Here is a 19713-nt window from a genome sequence, read left to right on the forward strand (position 1 = left end):
CACGAAGGTCACCATGGCCACGCAAAATGCCCGTGCAGATGCGCTGTCGCTACTGCTGTTCACCCTGCGCAGCGGCAAGCTGATGGCAATTAACCTGCTCAAGGTCAGCGAGATCATCCCTTGCCCGCCACTGACCAAGCTGCCCGAGTCACACCCCCATGTGAAGGGCGTAGCGACACTGCGGGGCAATTCGCTGTCGGTCATCGACCTGTCCAGGGCCATTGGCGAACGGCCGCTGGAAGATCCGGCCGGCGGCTGCCTGATCGTCACCGAAATCAGCCGTTCGCGCCAGGGCTTGCACGTGCAGGCGGTTAGCCGCATCGTCCACTGCCTGAGCACCGACATCAAACCGCCGCCGTACGGCTCGGGCAACCGGTCGTTCATCACCGGGGTGACGCGGGTCGACAACACCCTGGTACAGGTGCTGGATATCGAGAAGGTCATTCACGGCATCGCCCCGCCAGAGCCCCAGGCCCATCCTGATCAACTGAGCGAAGAAGACGCAAGCCTGCTGGCAGCCGCCAACATTCTGGTGGTCGACGACAGCCAGGTGGCGCTGCAGCAGTCAGTGCATACCCTGCGCCATCTCGGCATCGAATGTCACACCGCACGCAGTGCCAAGGATGCGATCAACGTATTGCTGGAATTGCAGGGCACTGCCCAGGAAATCAACATCATCGTTTCAGACATCGAAATGTCCGAGATGGACGGCTACGCCTTTACCCGCACCCTGCGCGAGACACCGGATTTCCAGCACCTGTACGTTCTACTGCACACCTCACTGGACAGCACCATGAGCAGTGAAAAGGCCAAGCTGGCCGGGGCCAATGCGATTCTCACCAAGTTTTCTTCGCCTGATTTGACCGACTGCCTGGTGACGGCGGCGCGTGCTGTTGTGTTTGCCGAACGTTGATCAGCGTGGTGTCATATTCAGCGACAAACTCCCCGGCTGGCTGCTGGGGATGATTCGGGCATAATTCGCGCCCTCGGATAACTTCCCGGAATTGCGTATGAAGTTTCTCAAATCGCTTTTGATCGCCTCGGCACTGTTCAGCGGTGTCGCCCAGGCCTCCAGCAGCCAAGCCTGGAACGAGCAGCGCCAGCAAATGCTCAAGGCGTGCCTGAACGCCAGTCAGTTCAAAGATGCCCATGCCCGGGGCAAGCCGGCGGAGTTCGATGACCGGACCGGTTTCAGCGCCCTGCTGATCGAGGGGGTTTACCCACAGAAGCACATGCGCCAACGCAGCGGCACCGAGCTGTGTTTGTACGACCGTAAGCAGCAGCAGGCCTACGTCAGCGAATGGAACCCCGACGCCAAGTGAGCGGCAGCCTACGTTTTGCCTGTACCGGTTGTGGTAAGTGCTGTAGCGGCCACCATGTGCCGCTGACGTTGGATGAAACGCGCCGATGGGCCGCAGCGGGTGGCCAGGTGATCGTTTTGATCGAGGCCTTTGTGACCGATGGGCCTGGCATGCCGGTAGAGCAGCGCGAGCATGTGCTGCGCCGCTCCCATGCGGTGCGCTGTGGTGGTGGCGAAGCACGGGTTTCGGTGACCTTCGCGGCTTTCAATCCCGGGCGCTGTCGCTATTTGTCCGAGGGCGATCTTTGCACCATCTATGAAAGCCGGCCATTGGTCTGCCGTATTTATCCGGTCGAGATCAACCCGCATATCCCGCTGCGACCGCAGAACAAGGATTGCCCTCCCGAGGCGTGGCAACAGGGGCCTGAACTGATCCATGGCGCGCTGCCGGTCGACCGTGCGCTGTTGGCGCTGGTGGAGGCTTCGCGGCAAGCCGATCGCGAGGATATCGCCGCCAAGGTAGCGGTCTGCGAATTCCTAGGGATGACCACCAGCGCACTCAAAGGCAACGGTTTTACCGCCTGGTTGCCGGAGATGAAGGCCTTTGCAGCTGCGCTGGAGCAAGTGCCGGAGTTGGCTGGTGCCAGTTGGGCACTGCATGTGGAGCAGCCTGAATTGATGAATGAATTGCAGGTGTTGGGGCTTGAGACCACGGCCCAAGCGCCAGTCTACTATGCCTTCATTGGGTTCTAGGTGAGCCCGTCGGGCGTCTTCGTGGGTGGGCCGCAAAGCGGCCCCACCCCCCCGTTTTATGTGCGGTGATCGAGGCCGATTTCCATGTCATTGATCAGCGCCTTGGCCATGGCGCTGAGAATCCGCGCTGCACTGCCTGCGATCAAATTGCCCTCCATCTCCGCCTCTTCGCTCAAGTGGCGGATGCAACCTAACAAGACCGACAACTCATTGAACGCATGATCGAACGGGATGCCCGGCTGGATGGCATACAAATCGAGAACGGTTTCTTTACCGGCTGTGCTGCGCAACTTCAGTTCATTGCTCATGGGGCAGCTCCTGCAATGCCATATGGGCGAACAGGGTACGCAGCAATTCGGTGAGGATACCAATGTTCACCAACAGGACTTCGCGGTGGTCCTTGGCCTCGGTTTCTAGCAGGAGTTGGATATTGCTGGAGAGGCTGTCCATAAGAGCCGCAGCGTGGGGTTTGGCGTCTTCGAAGGTCAGGTCGGCGATGATTGTGATGTACGGGATGGGGGATGTCGGCGGGGGGTCGGGGACTATTTTTTTCATGACGACTTTCCTGAAATTGCTGATGGAAAGCGACCACCGGAGCTCTTCTCACGGATTGGGTGGCAGCCGTACGCGAGGTGAGAAGACCGCGTCCAGGAACCGCGGCCCGGACCAAAGTCCGCACGCGCACGGCTGCCATTAAGATGGCATTCCCGGATACAGCCGCAGCTTCTCACGGCCGCTCGCCTTCTGTGGCGAACCGCGAAATTACCGCTGAAGCAGTTCCCCGACTATCAGACGCCATCCGACTCGGGGCGTAGGATAATTCGTCACCCCTGGACTACTGAAGCATTTGGTTTCAGATTCAGAATTCTCCTACAACCGATCGCAAAAAAGCCCCAATCTGTCACCGCTGTCAGCCAGCCGTCACGCTGCCGACCCGCTCTGCGCGCTATAACTCCACAACAACTCTTCGTCCCCCTGGCCCAGGTGCCCGCGCCGATGCGACGTCCCTCTCGCGCTGTCCTTATCGCCACGTTGGCACTGCTTGCCCTTGCAGCCCTCGGCCTCTGGTACACCCAGCGCCCGCTCGGCCCCACACCGCACGCGCAAGCGGCGGTGCCGGTGCGTGTGATCAGCGTCGCCCAGCAGGATGTGCCGCGCTACACCAGCGCCATCGGCGCGGTGCTGTCCTTGCACAGCGTCGAGATCCGCCCCCAGGTCGAGGGCGTGCTGACCCAAGTGCTGGTCAAAGAAGGCCAGTGGGTAAAGGAAGGCGACCTGCTTGCCACCCTGGACGACCGGGCGATCCGTGCCAGCCTCGAGCAGGCCCGTGCCCAGCTCGGCCAGAGCCAGGCGCAGATCCAGGGGGCCGACGTCGACCTCAAGCGTTACCGCCTGCTCAGCACCGATAACAGCGTGTCCAAGCAAACACTCGACCAGCAACAAGCTCTGGTCAACCAGCTGCAGGCCACGGTCAAAGGCAATCAGGCAGCCATCGCCAATGCCCAAGTGCAACTGTCGTACACCCAGATCCGCTCGCCGGTGACCGGGCGCGTGGGTATCCGCAACGTCGACCCAGGCAACCTGGTGCGCAGCAGCGATACCCAAGGCCTGTTCAGCGTCACCCAGATCGACCCGATTGCCGTCGAGTTCGCCCTGCCACAACAAATGCTGCCAACGCTGCAAACGTTGCTCAAGGCCCCCACTGCGGCGTTGGTCGAGGCCTACATGGACGCTGACGGCGAGCGCAGCCTGCTGGGCGAAGGCCACCTGGCCCTGATCGACAACCAGATATCGGCCAACACCGGCACAGTGCGAGCCAAAGCCGAATTCGACAACAAGGACGGCCGCCTATGGCCCGGGCAACTGGTGACCGTGCGCCTGCGCACCGCAGTCGAGCAGAACGCGTTGGTGGTGCCGCCGCCAGTGGTGCAACGCGGCATCGATGGGCACTTCGTTTACCGCCTGGACGGTGACAAGGTAACTAGCGTGCCGGTCAAGGTGCTCTATCAGGACAGCACCCTGAATATCATCGCCGGGGTCAAGCCGGGCGAGCGCCTGGTGCTCGACGGCCAATCGCGGCTCAAGCCCGGATCACGGGTCGAGGTGACTACCGACGCACCGCCCCCTGCCGAAATGGCTGACCGCAGGAGCCAGCCATGAATACCCGCAACGGTATTTCGGCCTGGTGCATCGACCACCCCATCGCAACCCTGCTGCTGACCTTCGCCTTGGTGCTGCTGGGCGCCATCGCCTTCCCACGGCTGCCGGTAGCCCCTTTGCCTGAAGCAGACTTCCCGACCATTCAGGTCACCACCCAGCTCCCCGGTGCCAGCCCGCAGACCATGGCGTCTTCGGTGGCTACCCCGCTTGAAGTACAGTTCAGCGCCATACCCGGCATGACCCAGATGACCAGCAGCAGTGCGCTAGGCTCAACTACCCTGATCCTGCAGTTCACCCTGGACAAGAACATCGACACCGCCGCCCAGGAAGTCCAGGCAGCGATCAACACCGCCACCGCCCGTTTGCCCCAGGACCTGCCCAATCCGCCAACCTGGCGCAAGGTCAACCCGGCCGACAGCCCGGTACTGGTGCTGACCGTGAGTTCGGCACAAATGCCCGGCAATGATCTGAGCGACTATGCAGAAACCCTACTAGCGCGCCAGCTCAGCCAGATCGAGGGGGTTGGCCTGATCAACATCACCGGCCAACTGCGCCCGGCTATCCGTGTGCAGGCGCAACCGGAAAAGCTCGCCGCCATTGGCCTGACCCTGGCCGATGTACGCCAGGCCATCCAGCAGACCAGCCTGAACCTGGCCAAGGGCGCGTTGTACGGCGAGCACAGCGTCTCTACCATCGCGGCCAATGACCAGCTGTTTCACCCCCAGGACTACGCCAGGCTCATCGTGTCCTACCGCAATGGCGCGCCAGTGCACCTGCAGGATGTCGCCAATGTGGTCAACGGCGCCGAGAATGCCTACGTCAAAGCGTGGTCCGGCGAGCAGCCAGGGCTGAACCTGGTAGTGTTCCGCCAGCCCGGGGCGAACATCGTCGACACGGTCGACCGGGTATTGGCCGCCTTGCCCAAACTCGAACAAATGCTGCCGGCGTCGGTCGAGGTGTCGGTGCTGCAGGACCGCACCCAGACCATCCGCGCCTCCCTGCACGAAGTCGAGCTGACCCTGATGATCGCCGTGGCGCTGGTGATCGGGGTAATGGCGCTGTTCCTGCGCCAATGGTCGGCGACCTTGGTGGTATCCAGCGTGCTGGGCGTGTCCCTGATCGCCAGCTGCGCACTGATGTACGCGCTGGGCTTTAGCTTGAACAACCTCACGCTGGTGGCCATCGTGATCTCGGTAGGCTTCGTGGTCGACGACGCCATCGTCGTGGTGGAAAACATCCACCGCCATCTCGAAGCCGGAGACGACAGCCGCACCGCCGCGCTCAAAGGCGCGGGGGAGATTGGCTTCACCGTGATATCGATCAGCTTCTCGCTGATCGCGGCGTTCATCCCGCTGCTGTTCATGGGCGGCGTAGTCGGCAGGTTGTTCAAGGAATTCGCCCTGACCGCCACCTCTACCATTTTGATTTCGGTGCTGGTGTCGCTGACCCTGGCCCCCACTCTGTGCGCGCTGTTCATGCGTCGCCCGCCAGGCGAGCACCGTGGCGGTTTCGGCGAGCGGCTGTTGGGGTGGTACGAAAAAGGCCTGGACCGTGCCCTGGCTCATCAACGCCTGACGCTTGGGGTGTTCGGCGTGACCTTGGCCTTGGCGGTGATCGGCTATGTGGGTATCCCCAAGGGCTTTTTCCCGCTGCAGGACACAGGCTTCATCCTCGGCACGACAGAGGCGGCGGCCGACGTGTCGTATCCAACGATGGTCGAGAAACATTTGGCGCTGGCCAAGATCATTAGCGACGACTCTGCCGTGCAGGCGTACTCCCATTCGGTGGGGGTCACCGGCAGCAACCAGACCATCGCCAACGGCCGCTTCTGGATCGCCCTCAAACCACGCGGTGAACGCGATGTGTCAGCCAGCGAGTTCATCGACCGGCTGCGGCCTAAACTCGCCAAGGTGCCGGGCATCGTCCTGTACATGCGCGCAGGCCAGGACATCAACCTCAGCTCTGGCCCGTCGCGCACGCAATATCAGTACGTGCTCAAGAGCAATGACGGGGTGGCGCTGAACTTGTGGACCCAACGCCTGACCGAACGCCTGCGGGAAAACCCGATGCTGCGCGACTTGTCCAACGACCTGCAGTTGGGCGCCAGCGTGACCCGCATCGACATCGACCGCCAGGCCGCAGCGCGCTTCGGCCTGACCACCACCGATGTCGACCAGGCGCTGTACGATGCCTTTGGCCAGCGGCAGATCAGCGAGTTTCAGACCGAAACCAACCAGTACAAAGTCATCCTGGAGCTGGACGCACAGCAGCGCGGCAAGGCCGAGAGCCTGAACTTCTTCTACCTGCGCTCGCCGCTGACCAACGAAATGGTGCCGCTGTCGGCCCTGGCACATGTGGCGCCACCGAGCACTGGCCCACTGTCTATCAGCCACGACGGGCTGTTCCCGGCTGCCAACCTGTCGTTCAACCTGGCACCGGGCGTAGCCCTGGGCGATGCGGTGAACGTCCTGGAGCGCACCCAGCGCGAACTGGGCATGCCTGACTCGATCAGCGGCAACTTCCAGGGCGCGGCCCAGGCATTCCAGAGTTCGCTGTCGAGCCAACCGTGGCTGATCCTCGCCGCAGTGGTTGCGGTGTACATCATCCTGGGCGTGCTCTACGAGAGCTTGGTCCACCCGCTGACCATCATTTCCACCCTGCCCTCGGCTGGGCTGGGTGCGTTGATACTGCTCTGGGCCATGGGCCAGGACTTCAGCATCATGGGCTTGATCGGGGTGGTGCTGCTGATTGGGATCGTCAAGAAAAACGGCATCCTGCTGATCGATTTTGCCCTTCAGGCCCAGCGCCACCACGGCATGCCCCCTGAGCAGGCGATTCACCAGGCGTGCCTGACGCGCTTTCGGCCGATCATCATGACCACCCTCGCCGCCCTGCTTGGCGCAGTGCCGCTGATGTTCGGCTTCGGCGCCGGCGCTGAATTGCGCCAGCCGCTGGGTATCGCGGTAGTTGGCGGGTTGCTGGTGAGCCAGGCGCTGACGCTGTTCACCACCCCGGTCATATACTTGGCCCTGGAGCGTCTGTTCCATCGCCGTAAGGCCGCCGGCGCGGCGGCGACAAGTGCCAGCTAGGACTCAAGCATGCGTGTACTGATCATCGAAGATGAAGAAAAAACCGCCGATTACCTGCACCGCGGCCTGACTGAGCAGGGCTTTACCGTGGACCTTGCCCGCGATGGTATCGATGGGCTGCACCTGGCCCTGGAAAACGACTACGCGGTGATCGTGCTCGATGTGATGCTGCCGGGCATGGATGGTTATGGTGTGCTGCGTGCGTTGCGCGCGCGCAAACAGACGCCGGTGATCATGCTCACTGCCCGCGAGCGGGTCGAAGACCGCATCCACGGCTTGCGCGAGGGCGCCGACGACTACCTGGGCAAGCCATTTTCGTTCCTGGAACTGGTCGCACGGCTGCAGGCGCTGACCCGGCGCAGCAGCAGCCACGAGCCGTTGCAGATCCAAGTAGGTGACCTGTGGATCGACCTGATGGCACGTAAGGCCAGCCGTGCCGGCCAGCGCCTGGAGCTGACTGCCAAGGAGTTTTCGCTGCTCAGCGTACTGGCCCGGCGTCAGGGTGAGATCCTCTCGAAAACCGCTATCGCCGAGCTGGTCTGGGACATCAACTTCGATAGCGACGCCAATGTTGTGGAAGTCGCCATCAAACGCTTGCGCGCAAAACTCGACGGGCCGTTCGACAACAAGCTGCTGCATACCATTCGAGGCATGGGCTATGTGCTTGAAAACCGTGCCGCTTAACTCGATCGCTCTGCGCCTGTCGACCCTGTTCATTCTGGTGGCGCTGGGGGTGTTCGTGCTGATCGGCTGGGCGTTGTATCGCCAGGTCGACCGCAGCCTGGACCTGCTACCGGCCGCGGAGCTGGATGCGCGGTTCAGTGTGCTCGAATCCACCCTGAACCGCTATGGCACGCGTGAACACTGGGCCAAGATCAACAACAAGCTCGACCTGCTGAGCGAAGAAGACAAGCGCATCCGCTTTTGGGTCATCAGTGGCGACCCGGCGTTCGAGTATGGCCACCCCAGCCAGCGAGTACGCGCGTTCAGTGAAGGCCCAACGGGTATGCGCGAATTGCACCTGCCCGAGCATCACTACCCGTACAAGGTGCTGGTCAGCGAGCTACCGGCACTGGGCGGGCGGCCACCCCTGCGGTTTATGATCGGCATCGACACCGAAACCTTCTGGCAGGCGCAACACAGTCTTTTGGTGGCTATCGTCGGCTTGGCCGTGCTGGGTGTGCTGCTGGCTTCGGTGCTGGGGTACTGGGTCGCGCGCATTGGCCTGCGCCCGCTGCTGGCGCTATCGGTCGAAGCTCAGGCCCTGGCGCCGCCACGCCTGAATGGGCGCTTGCAAACAGCCAACCTGGCACCGGAACTGGCGCAATTGGCCAGCGCGTTCAATGCCGCACTGGACCGGGTCAGCCAGGCTTATACGCAGCTTGAAGCCTTCAACGCCGACGTCGCCCACGAACTGCGCTCGCCTTTGACCAACCTGATTGGCCAGACTCAGGTCGCCCTCACCCGTGGGCGCAGCGCCGAGCATTATTTCGAAGTGCTGCAATCGAACCTGGAAGAGCTGGAGCGCCTGCGCAGCATCATCAACGACATGCTGTTCCTGGCCAGCGCCGACCAAGGTAGCAAAGCCACCGCCCTGACCTGCGCCTCGCTGGCCGAAGAGGTCGCCACCACCCTCGACTACCTGGATTACATTCTCGAAGACGCCCAGGTGAGTGTCAGCGTGCACGGCGATGCCCAGGCGCCCATCGAAAAGGCGCAACTGCGCCGGGCGCTGATCAACCTGCTCAACAACGCCGTGCAGCATACGGCGCCCCATCAGATGATTCAGGTACAAATCGAGGCGGCACCAGAGCAGGCCTGCATCGCCGTGAGCAACCCGGGGCCTGCCATCGAAGACGCTCATCTGCCGCTGTTGTTCGAACGCTTCTACCGGGTGGATGCGGCACGCAGCAACCGCGGTGGCAGCAACCACGGTTTAGGCTTGGCCATCGTCAAGGCCATTGCATTGATGCATGGCGGCGAAGTGTTCGTGCGCAGTGAAGAAGGGACCAATACCTTCGGGATTCGACTACCGATTCAGGGGATGGCGAAGCCGTCCTAGCAGCGCGGGCTGTCTAACTCAACTTTTTTAATGATCGTTACTTTTTGCGCAATAGTGCTTATCGATAAACATGCTGTTTCCACGGCAGTTTAAGGACTAACTTTACCCCTGTCCTCATAGCACTTGCACCGCAAGAAGGTAGTTACAATCATGTCCAACAGTATGGGTATTGCCAGCGTTTTCATTCTGTCGTCCCTGTTGTTGTCGCCCCTGGCCATGGCTGAAGAATCCCCGGCCTTCGTCGCCCGCACTGCACAACTTGCCGCCAGCCACCAAGACTCCCGCGAAGCCTTGGCGCACAAGGCAGATGCCGCAGAAGGCTCTGAACAGACGGCCTCCAAAGTTTCCGACAGTGCCAACGCCGATAGCTGATCGCTCGTCGAACCTGCTCCCGTTCTCCCTTGGCTACGCCATGGGCACCGCCGGTGCCGATATGTTAGCCTTTTGAAGCCGCTGCCGATCAGCGGCTTTTTTTATGTGCTTCAACCATCAGCCCAGACGTATCCACACTTATAAAACGTTGCACATCGAAAAAATAAAAACTGCCCCACCGTCAGACTAAAGGAGCTATTACCGGTGCCTTCCGCGTTTCGCTTTACCCCGATTTTCATTGCGTTGACTGCAACGATCCCTTGCGCCGCCCAAGCAGATGAAGACAAGGCTGATGGCTTCATCGAAGGTTCGTCCCTCAACCTGCATTTTCGTAACGCCTACTTCAACCGCAATAACCACAATGCCGGTGTACGCGACACCCGCGAGTGGGGCCAGGGTGCAGTTGCCCGCTTCGAATCTGGCTACACGCCGGGCACCGTAGGCTTCGGCCTCGATGCCCACGCCATGCTGGGCCTGAAACTTGACGGGGGTGGCGGCCACGCTGGCACCAGCATTCTGCCAGAGCACATCAAAGACAACGGTGAGCTGGGGGCCGCACCGCACTCGTTTTCCACAGCCGGTGCTGCGGTCAAACTCAAGGCCTTCGACACCGAGTTGAAGGCAGGTGACCTGTTCATCACCAACCCGGTGATCGCAGGGGGTGAAACCCGCATGCTGCCGCAGACCTTTCGCGGTGTGAGCCTGACCAACCACAGCGTCGACGGCCTGCTGCTCGAAGGCGGTCAGGTCAGCTTCACCCACCCGTACAACCAGAGTGGCCACCGCCGTATCGACACCTACTACGGCGACATGGACGGCCAGACCAGCAAGCACCTGAACTGGGCCGGTGCATCCTGGAGTGGCAGCGAGCAGGTCACGGCCAACCTGTACGCGGCCGAGTTGAAGGACGTTTGGAACCAGTATTACGCTGACCTGGACTACACCTACGTGGTCAACGACCTGGTCAGCCTCAACCCGGGCGTGCACTTCTACCACACCCAGGACACCGGCCAGGCACTGCTGGGCAAGATCGACAACAACACCTATAGCGTGCACTTTACGGTGGCCGCCGGTTACCACAGCGTTACCGCCGCCTATCAGCGGGTCAACGGCAACACTCCGTTCGATTACATCAATCTGGGTGACAGCGTTTACCTGGATAACTCGCGGATGTACTCGGACTTCAACGCTCCCAATGAGCGCTCCTGGAAGCTGCAGTACGATTTCAACTTCGCCGGGTTGGGCATTCCAGGCCTGAGCACTTCACTGTCCTACTCCCGCGGCGAGGCGGACCTGACCAGGGCCGCGCAGAACAGCAGCCATTACGACTACTACCGCGCCGATGGCAAGAACGCCATGCACTGGGAGCGGGACCTGGACGTGAAATATGTATTCCAGGAAGGTGACCTGAAGGATCTGGCAGTGCAAGTGCGCTACGCCACGCACCGTGGTAGCCAGGGGTACGCTTCAATCGACAGCAACAGCGACAACGACGAACTGCGGGTGATCGTCGATTACCCACTGAATATTTTCTGAATGCTGTTCGCCGACGGGGGCAGTTGCCCTCGTCTGGCATCACGACTCCACTTCTAAACGACCCTAAATACCTCGACATGCATTTCCGTCGGACAAATCTTGTCCGACAATCCGCGCTTGCCTACACTGTCGCCCGCCAAAAATGGCCTCGCCCCAGCAGTAGCGCGCATGCCCACTCGATCCCCGCCGTTCGCACTCAACCGGTCGCAACCCGAGCTGATCCTCAACCTGGGCAGCTGCTTTGCCGTGCTGGCTATCGTTGCCATCGTCAGCTATCTGCTGGCACGCGAGCGCGACAGCGTCGAGCAATCGGCCATTCGCGCCTCCAACAATGTCGTGCAGCTGATCGAGAGCGACATCCTACGCAATGCCGAACTCTACGATCAGTCGCTGAAAAACCTGATTTGGGCAGTTGGGCGCAGTGAGCTGCCCACGATCCCAGCCCCTATGCGCCAGCGCCTGCTGTTCAATGAAGCCTTCGTGGACCGCACCCGCGGGGATGTTCTGTGGCTGGACAAGCAGGGTAATGTGGTGGGGGACTCCAACAGCCTTGCCCCGCGCCAGGCGAACTTTGGCCATACTGGGGTCTTCCAGGCCCACCAGCAGCACGCCAACCTCGGCTTGCTGGTAGGGCCGTTGTTCAAGGCCAAACTGGGCGACATGGGCTGGTGCATCAGTTTCAGCCGCCGCATCGACGGGCCACACGGTGAGTTCGCCGGGCTCGCCGCAGGCGCTTTGCGTTTGTCCTATTTCAGCGAACTGTTCCGCCGCCTGGATATCGGTGCCCAGAGCAGCATCAACTTGCTCAACACCGATGGCCAACTATTGGCGCGCGAACCTGCTCGCCCTGAAGATCCGCAAATTGGCAGCGATTACAGTGAGCGGCCCAACTTCAAGCGCATCATCAGCGAGCGAAGCGGTAGTTTCACCGCGCGCTCCGGCAGCACCCAAGCCAAGCGCATTTATACCTTCGCCCGAGTCGCTGATTTGCCGCTGGTCGTGTTGGTGATGCATTCCACGGATGAAGTATTCCAGTCCTGGCGACGCACAGCGACCCTGGTGAGTGTCGCCACCGGCGTGTTGTGTATCGGTATTCTCTGGCTAACCCTGCTACTGGGCCGGGAGCTGCGCCGTCGACATGAAGCCGAGCAAAGCCTGGCTACATTGGCTGCCACCGACAGCCTGACTGGGCTTGCCAACCGTCGCAGGCTCGATCAGGTCCTGCGCCACGAATGGCTACACGCTCAACATAAGCGCCAGCCGCTGGCTGTGCTGATGGTGGACGTCGATCACTTCCGGGCATTCAATCAGCGCCATGGGCATGCTGGGGGCGACCATGCTCTGCGCGAAGTGGCCAACGCATTGAAATACTGCATTCGTAGGCCAGCAGACTTGGCGGCACGGTATGGAGGCGAGGAATTTCAGGTGATTTTGCCGGGCACGGATATGCCAGGCGCAATGATGCTGGCCGAGCGGGTGCGGGCCAAGGTGCAAGCGCTTGCACCGTTCGCTGGGGATGAAGATTCGGTGACGGTAAGCGTTGGTGTCAGCGTTTACACCCCCGGCACCCAGCAAAGCCTTGCTCAGGTGCTGAGTGCCGCGGATGTAGCCCTCTACCGGGCCAAGGCCAATGGCCGAAACCGGGTCGAGGGCCCTATCACTTAGGAGCGAGCGCGGGCAGCGTCGCGCAGAGCTTTGACTTGGTCATGATTGGCCTGCACGCCCTGCAGCTGGCGTTCGACCAGGCTATAGCTTTCGTCGGTGGCACCACGGCCCAACTTGGCCAGCTTCTCGCGGGCTTCTTTATAAGCCTTCAGCGCATGATCTTCACCGCGCTCGACCTCGTTGAGCACCGCTTCTTCATCTTTGCCGGTAACCATCGACTTGAGGTTGACCCAGCCACGGTGCAGGTCACCGCTGAAGCTGGTGGAGGTTTCCGGGTCGCCACCCAGGCGGCGGACTTCGCTTTGCAGCTCACCTGCAGCGTTGGCGCACTCACCGGCCCGCTGAACGAAGAACGCTTTGAGCTCTGGGTTCTTCACATCATCGGCCGACTCTCTGAAGCCTTTTTCGCCATCCTTGCTGTACTCGATCAGGTCGTTCAGTACGTCGATAACGTCTTTGTTAGGGTTGCTCATGGCATAACTCCTTGGCAGGTGATAGTCATCATTACTAGAGCAGCCTTCATGCCAACCGGAGACAATCTCATAAAGTCTTGAAAATCAGATACTTATAAAAACTACTAGCCCGCCTGAAAACGGCGTTATGCATGATTGCCGCTTGGGCGCTCGTGCAGTTTGCAGTATGGTCGGTGCTTCCCCTTAGTCAGGCCTCATCGATGAAACCAGAAATGCTCGAACTGCTGGTTACCCGCACCATGCCTTTCGGAAAATATCAGGGGCGGGTCATTGCCGATCTGCCCGGTGATTATCTGGCTTGGTTTGCACGAAAGGGTTTTCCAGCAGGAGAACTGGGCGGGTTGCTGGCATTGATGCACGAGGTCGACCATAACGGCCTTGCAGATCTATTGCTGCCATTGCGCCAGAAGCACGGGCGCTAAACGACCATGGCCGCTTTATGGCTGGAGCCGCTCCTACCAGGGCAGCGCTAAACCGGTAGGAGCGGCTTTAGCCGCGAAGAGGCCGGCGATGCCAGCCAATTGCTTTAGCCTTTCACGGGCGCAACGGCCAACTCTACCCGCTCGCTCTTCTTGATCACGGCATACACAACCGCCGTCACCAGGCTACCGGCCACGATCGCCAGCAGGTACAACAGCGCATGGTTGATCGCATTGGGGATCAGCAGCACGAACAGCCCACCATGGGGCGCCATCAGCTTGCAGCCGAAGTACATCGACAGCGCGCCGGTCAAAGCGCCGCCGGCAATGCTCGCAGGGATCACTCGCAGCGGGTCTTTGGCGGCAAACGGGATCGCCCCTTCGGAAATGAAGCAAAGCCCCAGCGCCAGCGCTGCCTTGCCCGCTTCACGCTCACTCTGGGCGAACTTGCGGCGGGCCAGGAAAGTGGCGATGCCCAGGCCAATGGGCGGCACCATGCCAGCGGCCATGGTCGCCGCCATTGGCGCATAGCTGGAGGAGGCCAGCAGCCCCACCGAGAACGCGTAAGCCGCTTTGTTGATGGGCCCGCCGAGGTCGACACACATCATGCCGCCCAGCAGCAACCCGAGCAGGATGGCGTTGGTGGTGCCCATGCTGTCGAGGAAATGGGTCAGCCCTTCGAGCATCGCTGCCACCGGTTGGCCAACCACGTAGATCATCACCAAGCCGGTGAACAGGCTGGCCAGCAAAGGGATGATCAGGATTGGTTTGAGCGCCTCCAAGCTGCTCGGCAGGCGTGCCCAGCGAGCGATGGCCTTGGCGCTGTAGCCTGCGAGAAAACCGGCGACGATGCCGCCGATGAACCCGGCCCCAAGGGTGCTGGCCAGCAAACCACCGATCATGCCTGGCGCAAGGCCGGGGCGGTCGGCGATCGACCAGGCGATATAACCTGCCAGCAAGGGCACCATCAGTTTGAAAGCAGCCTCGCCACCGATCTGCATCAGTGCTGCCGGCAAAGTGCCCGGCTGCTTGTAGGCCTCGATGCCGAACACGAATGACAAGGCAATCAGCAAGCCGCCAGCCACCACCATCGGCAACATGAACGACACACCGGTCAGCAGATGCTTGTAGACGCCGGTTTTCTCGGCCTTGGCAGGCGCCGCCGCAGACGCCTCTGCGCTACCTTCGACCTTGGCTTCGGCCAGGGCCTTGTCCAGGGTGGCGCGTGCCTGCTTCAGAGCGATACCCGTGCCGCAACGGTAGATGCGCTTGCCGGCAAAGCGGGCCGTGGGCACCTCGATGTCGGCCGCCAGCAGCACCACATCGGCTTCGGCGATAGCCTGGGCCGATAGCGGATTACGCGCGCCCACCGAGCCCTGGGTTTCGACCGTGAACGTATAACCCAATTGTTGCGCCGCCTGCTGCAAGGCTTCGGCAGCCATGAAGGTATGTGCCACGCCGGTTGGGCAGGCGGTCACCGCGACGATTTTCGCAGTGGCCGTAGGCGTTGCAGCGGGTGCTTGGGCGGTGAGCACCTGAGCCTTGCCCGCTGCCTCGTCGAGAAAGCCCTCGCGGTCGGCCAGGGCTTGCGCTGGCGTGCTCTGGTACACGCGCTTGCCGGCAAAGCGCGCAAGGTCTACCGGCCCGGTGCTGACCACCAGCACCCAATCGGCTTGGGCGATTTCGGCTGCTGTCAGCTGGCGCTCGGGATGTTCGCTGTCCTGCACCTCAACACAGGTGCTCCAGCCTCGGCGCTGGGCGGCAGCCGCCAACAGGCGGGCGCTGAGCACGCTGGACACCTGCCCATTGGGGCAGGCAGTGACAATGGCAATATTCATCGGCAACCCTCTTGTTGTTCTTTCAGTTGCACGCCGTCTTCCAGTTGTGCGAGCTGGGCGCGGTCGTGGATGCCGAAGCCAACCTGAGTCACCGCCTGCGCGGCGATGGCGGTGGCAGCGCGCAGGGTCTGCTGCGGGCTCTGTGCGCTCAGCAGGCCGTGGACCATGCCAGCGACCAGCGAATCACCCGCGCCTACGGTGCTGGCAACCTGCACTTTCGGCGGTTGCGCATGCAGCGCCAGCCCAGCGGTGAACCAACTGACGCCCTGCTCACCGGCCGACACCACCACATGCTCGACACCTTTTGCCAACAACTGTTGGGCAGCAGCACGCTGTTCGTCGGCAGTGTGCACCGCAGTACCCAGCACTTCGCCGAGCTCCTCGGTATTGGGTTTGACCAGCCACGGCGCACTGGCGAAGCCTGCACGCAAGGCATCGCCGCTGCTGTCCACGGCCACCTTGAGCCCCTGCTTGCGCAATTGCTCCAGTAACTGGCTGAACCACGCAGGGCTGATGCCTCGGGGCAGGCTACCTGCCACCACCACGGCGTCATGCCCTGGCGCTACTTGGGCCAACAGGCGCAGTAGTTCGTTGCGGGCCGCTTCATCGACGTGCGGCCCTTGGCCATTGATGTCGGTAACCCGGCCATCGGCCTCGACTAGCTTGAGGTTGCTGCGGGTTTCACCGGGCACGCGAACGAAACAATCGGTGAAACCGCGCCGGGCGATCAGCGATTCGAACGGCTGCAGGTTGTCACTGCCCAGAAAACCACCGACGGTGACCTGGTGGCCCAGATCGGCGAGCACCTGAGCCACATTCAGGCCTTTGCCGGCGGCGTGACTCTGCTGAGCCTGGGCGCGGTTGACGTGCCCAGGGCGCAAGGTGTCGAGGCTGACGGTCAGGTCCAGCGCAGGGTTCAGGGTCAGGGTTAGGATCTTGGCCATTCAGTAACGCTCCACCAGCGCGCGAACCGCCGCGGCGCTGTCTTGTTGCAGGGCCTCGCGCGCCAGAGCGCGGGCCGTTTGGTAATCAGCCTGGCGCACCAAGGCTTTGACTTCGGCAATGCTGCGAGCGGCTACGCTGAGCTCGTCCACCTCAAGGCCCAGCAGCACAGCCACCGCCTGCGGGTCTGCGGCCAATTCGCCGCAGATACCCACCCACTTGCCTTCGGCATGGGCGGCGCGCACGGTCATGTCGATCAGGCTCAACACCGCTGGGTGCAGGCCGTCGGCTTGGGCTGAAAGGCTGGGGTGGCCACGGTCGATGGCCAGGGTGTATTGCGTCAGGTCATTGGTACCGATGCTGAAGAAGTCCACTTCACGGGCCAGCTGCGGCGCCAGCAAGGCGGCCGAGGGCACTTCGACCATGATCCCGACCTGCAGGTCGGCGACCGGGATTTCCTGGCGCAGGCGCTCGACCATGGCGCGCGCCTCGCGCCACTCGTGAATCTGCCCGACCATTGGGAACATGATGCGCAACGGTCGCTGGTCGGCGGCGCGCAGCAAGGCACGCAACTGGTCTTCCATGATTTGCGGGCGTTGCAGGGTCAGGCGCACGCCACGCACGCCCAGGAACGGGTTTTCCTCGGCAGCGATGGGCCAGTACGGCAAAGGCTTGTCGCCGCCAACATCCAGGGTGCGCACCACCAGCGGCCGGCCCTCCAGGCCGTCGAACACCCGCCGATATTCCGCTTCCTGGGTGGCGACATCCGGAGCCTGCGAGTGGGCCATGAAGATCAGTTCGGTGCGCAGCAGGCCAACGCCCTCGGCACCCTGCTCCACCACCTTGTCGATGCCGCTGCTTTGGCCAATGTTGGCGAACACCTCGACGGCATGCCCATCGCGGGTCACCGCCGGCTCGTGGCGCTTGGCCCAAGCGGCTTGCAGGCGTTGTTCACGCGCGTCGCGCTCGGCCAGCGCGCGTTGCAGTTCGTCAGCCGGCGGGGCCACGCTGACCATACCGCGCTGGCCATCGAGCAACAGTGTGGTGCCCGCTTCGAGCAGCAGGATCGCAGCACCTGCGCCCACCACTGCCGGAATGCCCAAGGCGCGGGCAACAATCGCACTGTGCGCGGTAGCACCGCCGTGGGCGGTGACGATACCGGCAACACGGGCCGGGTCCAGGCGCGCGACATCGGACGGGCCAACCTCGCCCATGACCAACACGTAGGGCTGCTCGGGCTCGACCGGCGCCTGCACCCCGCACAGCTGGGCCAGCACCCGGCGGCCAACGTCTCGCAGATCGGCAGCGCGCTCGGCCAGCAGAGCATCCTGCAAGGCTTCCTGCTGGCGCGCAGCCGCTTCGATCACCGCCATCCACGCGGCAGCTGCGCTTTCGCCCTGGGCCAGGCGGGCGTCGACCTCGTCGGTCAGATCCGGGTCGGCAAGCATTTCCTGATGGGTGACGAAGATTTCGCCAATCGACGCGCCGCTGCGCTGCACCAGCGCTTGCAGCTCGCCATGCACCACCTCCAGTGCACCGCGCAGCTTCTGGCGCTCCAGGGTGGGTGACTCGCCGCGCAGCGGGTAATCGATATCACGCTCGACGCAGACATGCGCAGGGCCACATGCTATTCCGGGGGACGCACTGACCCCTTGGATGTGGCTGCCCGCAGCAGGCGCCTGAAGTACAACCACCTCTTCGACCTCTGGCGCTGCAGGGGCGAGCGTAATCGGCTCGACGTCTTCGCCAAGGCCTTGCTCGATCGCCGCCAGCAGGGCCGGCAGTGCATCGCCGGCAATCGACGGCTCAGCGCTCAATTCCAGCTCCTGCCCCCGACGAGCGCCGAGGCTCAGCAGCTTGCTCAAGCTCTTGATCGATACGGCAGCTTGCGCGCTATCGAGTACCCGCAGACGAATGTCACCTTCGAAGCTTTTGGCCAGCTGTGCCAATACCTTCGCCGGGCGGGCATGCAGCCCGTGGGGGTTGGCCAACACGACACGCGCTGTTGGCCAGTCCGCCGGGGCCTCGCCCCCCAACACCTGCAACACCGCCCGGCTACTGGTGGCCTGGTAAAGCGTTTGCCCACGGCCTTCGATCAGCACTTCGCAAAGGCGCTCGAGCAGCGCTTGGTGGGCCGCGCCAAGGCTGGCCAGGCAGAACAGGCCGTTGAGCGGCTGGTCACGATAACGCAGCGGCTGCTGTGGGGTGATGAAGGCCAGGCCAGGCTGGCGCACCTGGCGCTCGCTGTGCAACCACCAAAGGCCCTCGCCCAACGGCAGGGGCTCGGACTGCTGCAGCACGGCAGCAAAGCCGCTGTCGACACAACCGGCGCGCTGCAGCAACCGGGCGCCACGCCAGGCCAGCTCATCGAAATCTTCGGCGGGCAGGTTCAGCCCGACCAACTGAGCATCCAGGGCCAACTCCTGGGGCGCACCTTGCAGCAGCTTGAGCAGCGCCTCGGCAGAGCTGGCGCGGCGCAGTGCTTCTGCCAGGTCTGTCTCACCCAGGGCACGGGTGAGCAGTTGCAGCAGACGCAAGTGTTCGTCGGAACGGGCAGCAATACCGATTGCAAGGTACACCCGTTGCCCATCGCCCCAGTCCACCCCGTCGGGGAACTGCAGCAAACGTACACCGGTAGCGAATACCAGGTCGCGGGTCTGTGGCGTACCGTGCGGGATGGCGATGCCCTGCCCCAGAAATGTCGAGCCTTGCGCCTCGCGCGCCTGCAGGCCGTCCAGATACCCTTCGGCGACCAGGCCGTCCGCTACCAGTTGGTCGGCCAGCAGGCGCAGGGCCTCGGCCTTGTCGGTGGCCTTTTGGCCCATGGCTATCTGCTCTTTGGCGAGCTCGAGCATGACCTTCTCCTTTTGCAGCCCAGGCTTGGTTTTAGTGCCAGGTACTGAGGTATTGTTGTGATATTCACGCAATCAGCCAGTTCGACTGCCATGAAATCACGGCGGACGAGGCAGAAAAAATTGATAGCTGAAACGTTTAATCTGACCAGGCGGCCACGTTACTCGATAATCTGCCGAGGAAAAAGCCCCATCCTGTCGGACAATTGCAACAATGGTCGCCTGCGCAAAGCGGCCTACCCGGGTCAAACT

General features: G+C 62.3%; 17 protein-coding genes. 11 read left to right on the forward strand and 6 right to left on the reverse strand.

The window, feature by feature from the left end:
- Nucleotides 1-13 precede the first annotated feature (13 nt).
- From J5M56_RS20860 to J5M56_RS20870, 3 genes are all read left to right on the forward strand, one after another.
- Nucleotides 14-913, forward strand: coding sequence for a chemotaxis protein (locus J5M56_RS20860; protein WP_207937687.1), 900 nt, complete (start codon nt 14-16; stop codon nt 911-913).
- 97 nt (nt 914-1010) lie between these two features.
- Nucleotides 1011-1322, forward strand: a complete 312-nt coding sequence (locus tag J5M56_RS20865; RefSeq protein WP_207937688.1) for a hypothetical protein — start codon at nt 1011-1013, stop codon at nt 1320-1322.
- Nucleotides 1319-2053 (forward strand): YkgJ family cysteine cluster protein, encoded by a 735-nt coding sequence (locus J5M56_RS20870; RefSeq protein ID WP_207937689.1) that lies wholly within the window; start codon nt 1319-1321, stop codon nt 2051-2053. Before J5M56_RS20865 ends, J5M56_RS20870 begins: the two co-directional genes overlap by 4 nt.
- 56 nt (nt 2054-2109) lie before the next feature.
- Here the strand turns inward: J5M56_RS20870 and J5M56_RS20875 are convergent, their stop codons facing one another.
- Complete coding sequence (locus J5M56_RS20875) at nt 2110-2361, reverse strand: DUF3077 domain-containing protein (RefSeq protein ID WP_207937690.1); 252 nt, start codon at nt 2359-2361, stop codon at nt 2110-2112.
- The gene (locus J5M56_RS20880; RefSeq protein WP_207937691.1) at nt 2351-2608 is read right to left on the reverse strand and encodes a hypothetical protein; all 258 of its coding nucleotides are present in this window, start codon (nt 2606-2608) and stop codon (nt 2351-2353) included. Before J5M56_RS20880 ends, J5M56_RS20875 begins: the two co-directional genes overlap by 11 nt.
- 441 nt (nt 2609-3049) lie before the next feature.
- On the opposite strand from J5M56_RS20880, the gene J5M56_RS20885 reads away from it, so the two are divergent.
- From J5M56_RS20885 to J5M56_RS20915, 7 genes are all read left to right on the forward strand, one after another.
- Complete coding sequence (locus J5M56_RS20885; RefSeq protein WP_207937692.1) at nt 3050-4213, forward strand: efflux RND transporter periplasmic adaptor subunit; 1164 nt, start codon at nt 3050-3052, stop codon at nt 4211-4213.
- A complete protein-coding gene (locus J5M56_RS20890) occupies nt 4210-7302 on the forward strand; it encodes a multidrug efflux RND transporter permease subunit (protein WP_207937693.1) in 3093 nt (1030 codons plus the stop codon). Before J5M56_RS20885 ends, J5M56_RS20890 begins: the two co-directional genes overlap by 4 nt.
- 9 nt (nt 7303-7311) lie before the next feature.
- Entirely contained in the window at nt 7312-7986 is a 675-nt protein-coding gene (locus J5M56_RS20895) for a heavy metal response regulator transcription factor (protein WP_060477598.1), read from the forward strand.
- Nucleotides 7961-9364 (forward strand): heavy metal sensor histidine kinase, encoded by a 1404-nt coding sequence (locus J5M56_RS20900; protein WP_207937694.1) that lies wholly within the window; start codon nt 7961-7963, stop codon nt 9362-9364. Before J5M56_RS20895 ends, J5M56_RS20900 begins: the two co-directional genes overlap by 26 nt.
- A gap of 150 nt (nt 9365-9514) precedes the next feature.
- On the forward strand, nt 9515-9736 hold the full coding sequence (locus J5M56_RS20905) for a hypothetical protein (RefSeq protein WP_186478305.1): 222 nt from the start codon (nt 9515-9517) through the stop codon (nt 9734-9736).
- Between the two features lie 204 nt (nt 9737-9940).
- Entirely contained in the window at nt 9941-11272 is a 1332-nt protein-coding gene (locus J5M56_RS20910; RefSeq protein ID WP_207937695.1) for an OprD family porin, read from the forward strand.
- Nucleotides 11273-11440: 168 nt separating this feature from the next.
- Nucleotides 11441-12937, forward strand: a complete 1497-nt coding sequence (locus J5M56_RS20915) for a diguanylate cyclase (protein WP_207937696.1) — start codon at nt 11441-11443, stop codon at nt 12935-12937.
- Here J5M56_RS20915 and J5M56_RS20920 read toward each other — a convergent pair.
- Entirely contained in the window at nt 12934-13410 is a 477-nt protein-coding gene (locus J5M56_RS20920) for a PA2169 family four-helix-bundle protein (protein WP_060477593.1), read from the reverse strand. The two genes, J5M56_RS20915 and J5M56_RS20920, sit on opposite strands and share 4 nt — an antisense overlap.
- Before the next feature lie 200 nt (nt 13411-13610).
- Between J5M56_RS20920 and J5M56_RS20925 the strand changes: the two genes are divergently transcribed.
- Nucleotides 13611-13832 carry a DUF3820 family protein gene (locus tag J5M56_RS20925; RefSeq protein ID WP_060477592.1) on the forward strand — a complete coding sequence of 74 codons (222 nt, stop codon included), beginning with the start codon at nt 13611-13613 and terminating at the stop codon, nt 13830-13832.
- Nucleotides 13833-13936: 104 nt separating this feature from the next.
- Here the strand turns inward: J5M56_RS20925 and J5M56_RS20930 are convergent, their stop codons facing one another.
- From J5M56_RS20930 to ptsP, 3 genes are read right to left on the reverse strand one after another with little or no spacing between them, the layout of a single operon-like run.
- On the reverse strand, nt 13937-15667 hold the full coding sequence (locus J5M56_RS20930) for a PTS fructose-like transporter subunit IIB (protein ID WP_060477591.1): 1731 nt from the start codon (nt 15665-15667) through the stop codon (nt 13937-13939).
- On the reverse strand, nt 15664-16611 hold the full coding sequence (pfkB, locus tag J5M56_RS20935; protein WP_207937697.1) for a 1-phosphofructokinase: 948 nt from the start codon (nt 16609-16611) through the stop codon (nt 15664-15666). Before pfkB ends, J5M56_RS20930 begins: the two co-directional genes overlap by 4 nt.
- Nucleotides 16612-19464 carry a phosphoenolpyruvate--protein phosphotransferase gene (ptsP, locus tag J5M56_RS20940; RefSeq protein WP_207937698.1) on the reverse strand — a complete coding sequence of 951 codons (2853 nt, stop codon included), beginning with the start codon at nt 19462-19464 and terminating at the stop codon, nt 16612-16614. It abuts the gene before it with no gap.
- Nucleotides 19465-19713 lie beyond the last annotated feature (249 nt).

This window comes from Pseudomonas sp. 51_B (assembly GCF_017491595.1).
In the GTDB taxonomy this organism is placed as follows: Bacteria; Pseudomonadota; Gammaproteobacteria; order Pseudomonadales; family Pseudomonadaceae; genus Aquipseudomonas; species Aquipseudomonas promysalinigenes.